At 70.0% G+C, this 10,578-nt stretch carries 10 protein-coding genes and 1 pseudogene; 2 read left to right on the plus strand and 9 right to left on the minus strand.

Features of this window, described 5'->3' with window-relative positions; translation table 11 throughout:
• Positions 1 to 714, plus strand: a 714-nt coding sequence (locus G6017_RS01725; RefSeq protein ID WP_182615604.1) for an NAD(P)/FAD-dependent oxidoreductase, incomplete at its 5' end; no start/stop codon positions are given.
• 55 nt (positions 715 to 769) lie between these two features.
• On the opposite strand, the gene G6017_RS01730 is transcribed toward G6017_RS01725, so the two are convergent.
• Complete coding sequence (locus G6017_RS01730) at positions 770 to 1,624, minus strand: PhzF family protein (RefSeq protein ID WP_182615606.1); 855 nt, start codon at positions 1,622 to 1,624, stop codon at positions 770 to 772.
• Positions 1,625 to 1,873: 249 nt separating this feature from the next.
• On the opposite strand from G6017_RS01730, the gene G6017_RS01735 reads away from it, so the two are divergent.
• Positions 1,874 to 2,044: a hypothetical protein gene (locus tag G6017_RS01735; protein WP_182610057.1), complete on the plus strand. Its 171-nt coding sequence runs from the start codon at positions 1,874 to 1,876 to the stop codon at positions 2,042 to 2,044.
• A gap of 177 nt (positions 2,045 to 2,221) precedes the next feature.
• Here the strand turns inward: G6017_RS01735 and G6017_RS01740 are convergent, their stop codons facing one another.
• The 8 genes and pseudogenes from G6017_RS01740 to G6017_RS01770 all read right to left on the minus strand — a co-directional run.
• A complete protein-coding gene (locus G6017_RS01740; protein ID WP_182615608.1) occupies positions 2,222 to 2,698 on the minus strand; it encodes a hypothetical protein in 477 nt (158 codons plus the stop codon).
• 31 nt (positions 2,699 to 2,729) lie between these two features.
• Positions 2,730 to 3,692, minus strand: coding sequence for a TIGR03885 family FMN-dependent LLM class oxidoreductase (locus G6017_RS01745; RefSeq protein ID WP_182615610.1), 963 nt, complete (start codon positions 3,690 to 3,692; stop codon positions 2,730 to 2,732).
• A complete protein-coding gene (locus G6017_RS01750; protein WP_182615612.1) occupies positions 3,689 to 5,578 on the minus strand; it encodes a glycoside hydrolase family 15 protein in 1,890 nt (629 codons plus the stop codon). Before G6017_RS01750 ends, G6017_RS01745 begins: the two co-directional genes overlap by 4 nt.
• Before the next feature lie 15 nt (positions 5,579 to 5,593).
• Complete coding sequence (locus G6017_RS17375) at positions 5,594 to 6,457, minus strand: SDR family oxidoreductase (protein ID WP_241731327.1); 864 nt, start codon at positions 6,455 to 6,457, stop codon at positions 5,594 to 5,596.
• 813 nt (positions 6,458 to 7,270) lie between these two features.
• Positions 7,271 to 7,756 (minus strand): annotated as a pseudogene (locus tag G6017_RS17380) (FUSC family protein); the annotation flags it as partial.
• The gene (locus G6017_RS01760; protein WP_182615615.1) at positions 7,731 to 8,165 is read right to left on the minus strand and encodes a sensory rhodopsin transducer; all 435 of its coding nucleotides are present in this window, start codon (positions 8,163 to 8,165) and stop codon (positions 7,731 to 7,733) included. The gene G6017_RS01760 and the pseudogene G6017_RS17380, both read right to left, overlap by 26 nt.
• A 5-nt stretch (positions 8,166 to 8,170) precedes the next feature.
• A complete protein-coding gene (locus tag G6017_RS01765; RefSeq protein WP_347237923.1) occupies positions 8,171 to 9,484 on the minus strand; it encodes a D-arabinono-1,4-lactone oxidase in 1,314 nt (437 codons plus the stop codon).
• A gap of 35 nt (positions 9,485 to 9,519) precedes the next feature.
• Positions 9,520 to 10,578: acyl-CoA dehydrogenase family protein (locus G6017_RS01770; RefSeq protein ID WP_182615619.1), on the minus strand; the 1,059-nt coding region annotated here is incomplete at its 5' end.

Genomic DNA, 10,578 nt, shown 5'->3' on the forward strand with positions numbered 1-10,578 from the left:
GCCCGCCGGCGTGGGGTCCGCGTGCGCCAGAGCGTCCGCGTCACGGCGCTGGTGCGGGGGCGCGGTGACCGGGTGGTCGGAGCGGAGTTCGCCGACGGCACCACCGTCCACGCCGAGCAGGTGATCCTGGCGACCGGCGTGTGGGCGCCGCAGCTCGGGGCAACCGTCGGCCTGGACATCCCCGTCCGGGCCCAGCGTGCGCAGTTGGTGCTGGTCGATCAGGGTGAACCGGTGCAGCACGTGCCCACCCTGTCGGACCTGGTGGGCCTGCAGTACCTGTGCCGTGAGCCGAACGGGGAGATCCTCGCCGGCAACTCCGACCACCACTCGCCGCAGTACATCGATCCCGACGGCTACTCGAACCGGGCCGACACCTCGACCGTCGAGAAGGTCGTGGAGCGGCTCATGCACCGCCTGCCCGACATGCCGGACCCCACGATCACCGGCAGCTACGTCGGGGCGTACGACACCACGCCCGACTACAACCCGGTGATCGGCCCCTCGCCGGTAGACGGGCTGTTCCTGGCGGTCGGCTTCTCCGGGCACGGGTTCAAGATGGCGCCCGCGGTCGGTCGGTTGGTCGCGGAGTTGCTGCTCGACGGGACGACGACGATGTCGGGTGTCGACCCGGCGGACTGCCGCTTCTCCCGATTCGCCGAGGGCAGGCCCACCACCAGCCTCAACCCGTACGTGGGCGCGGGGGAGATGCGCTGACCGGCCCCGGTCCCATTCTCTGATCCGGCGCGCCGGGCGGGGTGCCGTGGTCCGGTCATCCCGCCCGGATCTCGCCCTCCACGAGGTGCGCGACGTGCCCGGTCACCCAGATGCCTGTGCCGGGGGCGTCGTCACATCCGGCCGCGATCCCCACGCGTCCCTCACGCCCGAGCACGGAGCCCTGCCGGGCGGTGTAGCGCGGGGGCAGCGTGCCGTTGCCGGTGAGCCACACCGCCAGTCCCGCATGGAAGCTGCCGGTCACGGGGTCTTCCGAGATTCCTGCCGAGACGGGGAAGAAGCGGACCTCGACCTCGACCGCGTCCTCCCGGTCTGTCGGATAGCGGCCGACGACCCCCACCCGGTCCCCGTCCAGGGCCTGCACGTCGGGCCTCACGTCGAGGACGGCCTCGGCGTCGCGCAGGAGCAGCGCGCAGGAGCCGGGTCCGTTGTCCACCCAGGAGTGGTCCACCACGTCGTCGCGGCTCAGTCCCAGACCCGATGCCAGTCGCTCCACCTCCGACTCCTCGAGGGGACCTGACCTGATCAGCTCGGGAGCGGCGAACGACCAGTCGCCGGCCCCTTCGTCGCGGACGGTGACCAGTCCGATCCCGCATTCCTGCACGGTCCTGCCGGGCACCCGGGGCCGCCCACCCGCCGAGTGCCACGCCGCGCACGAACCGAGGGTGGGGTGGCCCGCGAACGGCAGCTCCCCGGCCGGGGTGAAGATGCGGACCCGGTAATCGGCCGCCTCGCTGGTGGGGGCCAGTAAAAAGGCCGTCTCGGACAGGTTGGTCCAGTTGGCGATAGCGGCCATCTCCGTCTCGGTCAGCCCGTCCGCGCTGTGGACCACGGCCAGGGGGTTGCCCCGGAACGGGACGTGGGAGAAGACGTCTACCTGCGAGAATCTCATTCCCCGACGGTACGCACCACCTGCCGGAGGGCGTGCGCGGCCGGGCGCCACCACCCTGACGTGCGACCTTCCGGTGCGGTGGATTTGCGCCGCAGCTTTGTTACGGTGCACGTACCGGCAACATCGAGCGGAGCCCTCACTCCCTCGGTGGGTGTCGGCCCCTCGGTCCGGATGATTCCGAACCCATCCGGACGACGAGCCCGGATGGCGACGGGCCCGCCGTCGTCACACGACGAAAGGAATCACATCATGGGCAGCATCGATCAAGGACTCGGCCTCCTCCAGCTCGGCTCGACCACCTTCACGACCGGCTCTGGTGTCATCGACGCCGGCACCGACTTCCTCGGCGCGGTCGTCGGCGTGATCCGCACCGCCGTCAACGGTGCCGCGGGCCTCATCGGCTCCGCCGAGCTGGTCTGACCCGCGAACCGTACAACGCGAGTGCACGGTCCGGCCTCGGGCCAGTGCCCTCGAGAACCACGAGTCGGCCCCCGCGCGGCGGGGGCCGACTCGCGACGTAACGGGAGGGGTCGATACGAACGAAGCGGCCTCGCCGGGCCATCACTCACCCGGGCGCCGCGCCGGGTGGTGCGGCGTTCAGCTCTCGCGGAGCGCGTCCGTGCACGTCAGGCGAAGTCTCTCGAGCTGGGCGCCGTGCTCTACCGCTCGCGCCACCAGCGTCTCTAGCGTGGGGCGGGGCAATCGCGGGTCGCCGATGTCGAGGAGGGCCCTGAACCCCAGCTCCTTGCCCCGGACAGCGATCGTGAGCGCCTCCAGCTCGAGGAGATCACTGAGCGGCGACCTCTCGGCGAATCGCTGGTTGGGCTTGAGCTGACCGAGCTTCTCCGCGGCGCGGGCAGGGAGGTCCTTGAGGGCAGACGGCGACGTCCCCGCCAGGGTCATGAGTTCCTCGAGACTGTGGAGGTCGTCCACCGTCTCGTCGCCGATACGCGAGACGACCCCACGGATCTCGGGGTCCTCGTGGTCCTTGGCCACCCTCCGGAACAGGTCCACCCCGGCGGCGGCCCCGGCGTGGTGGTCCTGCATGTACGTGTGCAACATCTCAGTGGCCATACCGGCGACGTTACGTCTTCTGTTCCGGAGGTCAACCGCGGGCGAGGGCCGGGAGCAGCTCCTGCTCGGCCAACTCGAGGAACCCGGCTTGGTCCTGGGAGACGTGGTGCAGGTAGATCTCGTCGAACCCCAGCTCCTCGAACTCGCGGAGCCGGCCGACGAGGTGCTCGACGGAATCGGTGACGATCACGGTCTCCTCGATCTTCTCGTCCGGGATGTACCGCGCGACCAGGTCGAACTCCTCGGGGGTGGGCAGGTCGTAGGCGATCGGCGGGTCCACGGCGTGGTTCTGCCACTGATCCCGTGCGACCTCGCGCGCGCGGCTCATGGTGTCCTCGATCGCCACGTGGACCTGGAGAGCGAGCGTCCCCCTGCCGCCGGCCGTCCGGTAGGACTGGATGATCTGCCGGACCGAGTCGGGGTCGTCGTTGATGGTGATGAGCCCGTCGGCCCAGTGCGCCGCCCGCGCTGCGGTCTCCGGGGTGAGCGCCGGGCCCATGATCCGGGGTGGTGTCTCCGGGAGCGAGTACACCCGCGCACTCTCGACGTCGACGAGTCCGTGGTGGGTGACCTCCTCGCCGCGGTGGAGGCGGCGGATGACGTCGACACTCTCCTCCAGGCGGGCCTGCCGGGTGGTCTTGTCGGGCCACTTGTCGCCGGTGATGTGCTCGTTCATGTTCTGCCCGCTGCCGAGGGCCACCCAGAATCGCTCGGGGAACATCTCCGCCAGCGTCGCCGACGACTGTGCGACGACGGCGGGGTGGTAGCGCTGGCCGGGCGCGCAGACGGTGCCGAACGTCATGTCCGTGGTGGCCAGTGCGGCGCCCAACCACGACCAGGCGAAGCCCGAGTGGCCCTGGCGCGTGGACCAGGGGGAGAAGTGGTCGGAGCACATCGCGATTCTGAAGCCCGCGCGTTCGGCCTGCTGTACGTCCCGCAGCAACCTGCCCGGGGAGATCTGTTCGTGTGAGGCGTGGAATCCGTAGGTGGTCATCGTTCGCCTTCCTGTCGTCCATTCCGTGCCGCCTGCAGGGCGTCGGCCGCCCGGATCAACCCGATGTGACTGAATGCCTGGGGGAAGTTGCCCGCCAGACGGCCCGAGGCGGGGTCGAACTCCTCGGAGAACAGACCCAGGTCGCTGCCCCGGGACACCATGGTCTGCATCAGACTCTGGGCCTCGTCGATGCGGCCGCTCCCGGCGTACTGCTCGACCAGCCAGAAGGTGCACAGGACGAACGGGTACTCGCCGCCCTCCAGGCCGTCGATGCCGCTGTCCACGCGGTACCTGTGCACGAAACCCTCTTCGGTGACGAGGTCCCGTTCGATGCATGCCACCGTGCCGAGCATCCTGGGGTCGTCGTACTCCAGGAATCCGGTATGGGGCAACTGCAGGAGGGAGGCGTCCACCTCGGAGTTGTCATAGGTCTGGGTGAAGCTGCCCAGCTCGGCGTTGAATCCGTGCTCGTCGATCTCCTCGGCCAGGCGGGACCGGAGCTCGCGCCACCGCTCCACGGGTCCGTCGAGCCCGTACTCCTCGACCGCGCGGACGCCGCGGTCGAACGCGGCCCACATCATGGCGCGCCCGTGGGTGAAGTGGTGGGTGGACCCGCGCATCTCCCAGATCCCGTGGTCCTCCCGGTCAAAGTGCTTCTCCGCGTAGCGCAGCAGCCCCTTCTGCAGTCCCCAGGTGTACTCGTCCTCATGGACGCCGGCCTCCCGCAGGTCGTGCAGGGCGATCATGACCTCCCCCACGACGTCGGCCTGATACTGGTCCGCCGCGCCGTTGCCGATCCGCACCGGCCGGGAGTCCTCGTAGCCGTCGAGGTGGTCCAGTGTCATCTCGATCAACTGGCGTTCGCCACCGAGGCCGTACATGATCTTGACGTCGTCGACGTCGCCGGCGACCGCACGCAGGAGCCAGTCGCGCCAGAGCGCGGCACCCTCGGTGAGACCGTGCGCCACCACGACCTCGATGGTGAAGGCGGCGTCGCGGAGCCAGGTGTAGCGGTAGTCCCAGTTCCTCTCGCCGCCGAAGTACTCGGGTAGCGAGGTGGTCGGAGCGGCCACGATGGCGCCCGTGTCCAGATTGGTCAACGCCCGCAGGACCAGGAGCGACCGGGTCACCTCGGGCCGGGGATCGCACTCGACCTCCAACTGCGCGGCCCAGTCGGTCCAGGCGCGGATGGTCGCCGCGATCGTCTGGTCCGCGTCGGGCGGGTCCGGGACCTCCTCGTGGGACGGGAACCAGGTCAGATCCCAGTCCAGCCGCTCTCCGGCGCGGACATCGAACTTCCCCTCGAGTCGGCGAGCGCGGCCTCCCTCCTGGGACTGCTCGTCCTCGCGCACGGCGGCCCGGGCGTGGGTGTCGTCGCTGGGCGACGAGTCGTCGTCGTCCTCGTCAGGCCAGTGCAACATCGGACCGGTCACCAGGATGCCGTCGGGGCCCGCCAGGGCCAGCAACGCGCGGTCCTGGCCGTCCCTGGCGATCTCCCGGGTCCACGGCGTGGCGCGTGCGTAGTCGAACCTCAGGCGCAGGTCGTGCTCGACGGCCACCTCGCCGTCGAGGCATTCGACCCGGCGGATCAGGTCCCCCTGCGACTCGCTGCGCAGGAGGCAGTCGGTCACCCGGGCGGTGCCGGTCGGCGACCGCCAGGTCGTCTCGAGCACGAAGGTCTCCGGGATGTAGCGGCGATCGAGCACCTCGCCGTCGACTACCGAAAGGCACCACCGGCCGTCCTCCGGGCCGCCGAGCAGGGCTGAGAACACTGCAGGGGAGTCGAACCTGGGGAGGCAGAGCCAGTCGATGCTCCCGTCCCGCGACACCAGCGCGCCGGTACGCAGGTCGGACAGCAGGGCGTAGTCCTCAAGCGAGGTGCTCACCTGCGAACCCACGATTCAGAACACCGGCTTCCCGCCGGTGACCCCGAGTACGGTCCCCGAGACGTAGCTCGCGTCGGCGGGGGAAGCGAGGAAGACGAACGCACCTGCGCACTCCGCGGGTTGCCCCGCGCGCCCGAGCGGGGTGTCCGCCCCGAATTCCTCCAGCTTCTCGCCGGGCTGGGTGGCCGGCTGCAACGGCGTCCAGATGGGGCCGGGGGCGACGGCGTTCACCCGAATACCCCGGGACCCGAGGTCTGAGGCGAGGTTGACGGTGAGGTTGTTCAGGGCCGACTTGGTGGCCGCATAGTCGAGCAGCGGCGGGGCCGGTTGGTAGGCCTGGATCGACGTGGTGGTGATGATCGACGACCCGGGTCCGAGGTGGTTCAGTGCTTCCTGGCTCGCCCAGATCGTGGCGTACAGATTGGTCTTGAACACCCGGTCCATGTTCTCGCTGTCGATGGTCTCCAGTCCCTCACCGCGAGCGTGTTGGTAGCCGGCGTTGTTCACGAGGATGTCCAGGCCCCCGAGCTGCTGGGCGGCGTCCCGGACCATCTGTCGGCACTGGGTCTCGTCCCGCAGGTCGCAGGGCAGCAGGACCGCCCGTCGACCGGCGTCCACGATCCAGTCCCGGGTGTCCTGGGCGTCGGACTCCTCCTCCGGCATGTAGGAGATCGCCACGTCGGCTCCCTCGCGGGCGTAGGCGATGGCCGCGGCCCGCCCGATGCCCGAGTCCCCGCCTGTGATCAGGGCTTTCATCCCCTGGAGCTTGCCTGATCCGCGGTAGGTCTGTTCCCCGTGATCGGGCACCGGGGTCATCTCGGAGCTGAGCCCGGGGGGCCGCTGCTCCTGGGGCGGGAACCCGCCGCTGTCGTTCGTCATCTCCTCGGCGCGTCGTGCGGTGTCGCTCGTGGTGCTCATATCTCCAACGTACGTAAAGCTGTCGTATCCGCCACCGGCCATCGGGGCGCCGGAGTCGGCGGATACACGGCTGGAGGATACGCGGTCGGCGGGCATACGGCCGGAGGTGACAGGGCCGGCGGGAGGTCGGGTGGCCCGGCCGGCGGCCGTCTCGAGTGCGGCCACCGCCTCGGCCTGATCCATCCCGACGATCCGGAGCAGGTCGATCACGACCGACCGGATCTGCCCCACCGCCACGGTGACCGCCGGGGTGGTGGGCGCGGCATAGGTGGAGGACGCCGAGATCGCGGAGTCCAGGGCCAGTCGGCGGACGAGTTCGACCTCGCCGGTGCCGGCTGTCCAGCGGCGGAGCTCATCCACGGCGGACACCAGGTGGTCGAGCGCGTCCAGGACGGCCTGGTCGACCGGGTCGCCGTGGCGGACCAGGTTCGCCGCTGCTCGACACAGCGCTCGCCCGGAGGTGACCAGCAACACGACCCGGTCGCCGAGTCTCCCGGATGCCCGTAGAGCCCGGCGTCGCTCGGTCCGCGTGCGGCCTGGGCCCAGCGGAAGGCGTTCCCGTGTGGCGGATGCGGCATCCGAGAGGTCCTGGCGAGCGGCGGCGAGGGTGTCCATCTCCTCCAGTCGCCGCTCGGCCCCGGACAGCGAACCGGTCTCGAGGTCGTCCCGCAGGGCGGTGAGGATGGAGGTGAAGCGCCTCAGATGACGGCCGGCGACCGCGGTGACCCTGTGGCGGGGACTGTGGGGGACCACCGAGGTCAACACCACCGCCACCGCACCGCCGATCACCGCGTCACCGAGCCTGACCCACGGGCCGGTCTCCAGGACGGGGACGAGGACCATCACGACGACCGCCGCCACCGCCGCCTGGTTGCTCTGCAGGCCACTCGGCCGGAACGCCACCGCGGCCGTGGTCGCCACCAACACCGCGACGGCCAGTTGCCACGCACCGACCCCGAACCACCGAGCCAGGGCTTCGGCGGCCACGATCCCCAGGAGCACACCCGTCGAGATCTCGAGCGCACGGACCCGGCGCTGCCCGGCGGACAGCCCGGTCGCGACGACGGCGGCGATCGGCGCGAAGACCGCGTTCTGGGGCCCGAACACCAACTCGGCCAGGAGAAAGGCGAGACCGGCGGCCGTCGCGGCGAGGAGCAGGGTGGGGGCGTATCGTGCGACCCTCGCCCACGACTCTGCCGCACGGCGGTGCGCGCCCTCGACCAGGCGGGACACGCTAGTCAGCGGGTCCACCGGGTCCACCGGAGCCGCCGGAGCCGCCGGGATGCCCGGCAGAACCGGGTAGCGAGGTGACGGCGAGGTGGTCCCGCCTGGTGTCGATGTAGACGAGCTCTGCCACGACGGGCACGTCGCTGTCCAGCACCACCCCGAAGGGGCGCCCCAGCGGCACCGCCTCCGGGTCGATGAGGTCGTTGACGCGCAGATGACGGACCCGGCGCCCCGAGACGAGGATCTCGTACGGCCCCACCGGCTCGCGGTCCTCGTGATAGATGGTCGCCCGGACGCAGGAGTCCTCGGCCGCGGTGTTGAGCAGTCGAAGTTCCACCCGGCTCGTGAACTCGGGCTCGTGGCCCGTGCTCTGTTCGGGGATCCATCCGGAGGAGAAGGACCACCGGGTGCTCCCGGTCGCCTCTGATCGCGTATCGGTCATGGGTCTCACCGCCCTCCCGGTGCCGCGGGGCCCGTGCCCGTCACCAGTAGTTCGCGCAGATGATCGTTGAGGAAGACACCGTCCGGGTCGAGACGCTCCCGGACGCGGGAGAACTCGTCCCACTCCGGATACTTCGCCGCGAGCTCGGCAGCACCCAGCCGGTGTTTCTTGCCCCAGTGGGGCCTGCCGTCGTGCTCGAGGAACAGCGGCTCCATGTCCGAGAAGTACTCCTCGTACGGCAGGGAGGCGTTCTGTAGGAGGGCGATGGTCATGGACGGGCGGCCGTAGAACGGGCTGAGGAACCCGTGGTCGGCAGCCACAGTCCGGACCAGGACGCGCCATCCCACGATCGACCGGTGCCTCGCCTTGATCCGCTCCCTCGCCCGGCGGAACACGGTCAGGTCGGTGTCGAGCGGTAGCGCGTACTCCATCTCCTCGAAGTGCAGGTGCCGGTCGTTGGGAAGGATCTCGTACGCCGGTCCCGTCTCCTCGGTCTTGAGACTGCCGGGAGGCTGCCGAAGATCCGGTTCCCGCCCCGGCTCGTCGAGCAGACGCACCTGGGCCAGGTCGCTCCGCGGATACCAGTAGAAGTCCATGTGGCGGTGCGAGTGCACCAGTTCGGCGTAGTTGTCCAGCACCCAGTCGATGTGGGTCATCCAGTTCCGGCGATGCAGTTCGTAATACGGACGCACGCGCAGCGTCATGCGGGTGAACACGCCCAGCGCCCCCAGCGATACCTGTGCCGCGTGAGTCAGATCATCTTCGGTGACCTCGGAGGGCGCCGGGCGGTCGTGGTCGCCGGGGTGTCCCCCTGTGGTTCCGGCGGTCGGTCCGAACGAGACCTCGTCCCCCGTTCCCGTGACGAGAGTTCCGCCGACGAGGGTGGAGGAGAGGTTGCCCAGGCGCGCTCCGGTCCCGTGGGTTCCGGTACCGATCGCGCCGGCGATGGACTGGTAGTCGACGTCCCCGAGGTTCTCGAGCCCCAGCCCGGACTCGCGGAGCGCCGCGCCCAGGTCCGCCAGTCCCGTCCCGGGGAGCACGGTCGCGAGCCCGCGCTCGGGGTCGGTGGCCTCGACGCCCGACAGCTCGTCGACCGAGAGGAGCACGTCGTCCGTGGCCACCAGCGGCATCGAGGAGTGGCCGGACCCCACCGGCCTGACGGACCGCCCGTGCTCGCGCGCCCGGCGGACGGCTGACACCACCTCGGCGCTGTCCCTCGCGCGGATCCGAGACCGGGGCGTGAATTCGACGCTCCCGGACCAGTTGGTGAACTTCTCCGACTCGATGTTACACCACCTCCGGCTACTCCGTATTTCCACGGTACGGGCGGGCCACGGGGACGTCATCCGGACGATCAGCGACCCAGCAACCCCTTGGCGATGTGTGTCACCTGGATCTCGTTGCTGCCGGCGTAGATCATGAGCGACTTGGCATCCCTGGCGAGTTGTTCGACCCGGTACTCCGCCATGTACCCGTTGCCGCCGAAGAGCTGTACCGCCTCCATCGCGACCTCGGTGGCGGCCTCGGAGGAGTAGAGCTTCATGGCCGACGCCTCGGCCAGGGTGAGGGGCTTTCCCGCGCGGGCCCGTTCGATGGAGTGGAACACCATGTTCTGCACGTTGATCCGCGCCACCTCCATCCGGGCCAGCTTGAGCTGGATCAGCTGGAACCGTCCGATCTCCTGGCCCCAGAGCGTGCGCTCGCGCGAGTAGTCCACGCAGAGCCGGTGACATTCCTGGATGATGCCCAGCGCCATGATCGCCACTCCGGTGCGCTCGGCGGTGAAGCTGGACTTGGCGGACTCGCGCCCGTCGCCACCGCGGTGGTCCTCGGTCTCCCCCAGGAGGCGGTCGCGGCCGAGCCGGACGTCGTCGAAGAACAGCTCGCCGGTGGGGGAGCTGTGCAGGCCCATCTTCTTGAACGGCGCGCTCTGTGTGAGGCCGTCCATCCCCGTGTCTAGGACGAAGGTCAGGACCTTGCGGTCGCGCTTGTCCGCCGCTGCGTCCCGGGCGTCAGCACTGGCCGCCCCGCCCTCGTCGAGCTTGGCGTAGACGATCATCACGTCGGCGTGCGGGCCGTTGGTGATGAACGTCTTGCGGCCGTTGAGGATGTAGTCGTCGCCGTCCCGCCGCACGTAGGTCCGCATGCCGCCGAAGGCGTCGGACCCCGAGTCCGGCTCCGTGATCGCCCAGGAGGCGACCTTCTCCATGGTCACGATGCCCGGCAACCAGCGTTCCTTCTGCGCCAACGTCCCGCGCGACATGATGGTCGTGGCGCCCAGCCCGATGCTCACCCCGAGCGCCGACACCAGGCCCATGCAGGCCCCCGCGAGCTCGCTGATCACCACCGCCATCAACGAGTCCTGGCCCTCGAACGCTCCGCCCGACCCGCCCGACCCACCCGACCCGCCCGA

The organism is Dietzia sp. B44 (assembly GCF_014145245.1).
GTDB classification, from domain to species: Bacteria; Actinomycetota; Actinomycetes; order Mycobacteriales; family Mycobacteriaceae; genus Dietzia; species Dietzia natronolimnaea.

Bases quoted from the DNA above. Each gene is read 5' to 3' on its own strand.
- G6017_RS01745 (WP_182615610.1), bottom strand. From the start codon at position 3,692: ATGACCACCTACGGATTCCACGCCTCACACGAACAGATCTCCCCGGGC.
- G6017_RS17375 (WP_241731327.1), bottom strand. From the start codon at position 6,457: ATGACGAACGACAGCGGCGGGTTCCCGCCCCAGGAGCAGCGGCCCCCC.
- G6017_RS01760 (WP_182615615.1), bottom strand. From the start codon at position 8,165: ATGACCGATACGCGATCAGAGGCGACCGGGAGCACCCGGTGGTCCTTC.
- G6017_RS01735 (WP_182610057.1), top strand. From the start codon at position 1,874: ATGGGCAGCATCGATCAAGGACTCGGCCTCCTCCAGCTCGGCTCGACC.
- G6017_RS01730 (WP_182615606.1), bottom strand. From the start codon at position 1,624: ATGAGATTCTCGCAGGTAGACGTCTTCTCCCACGTCCCGTTCCGGGGC.
- G6017_RS01740 (WP_182615608.1), bottom strand. From the start codon at position 2,698: ATGGCCACTGAGATGTTGCACACGTACATGCAGGACCACCACGCCGGG.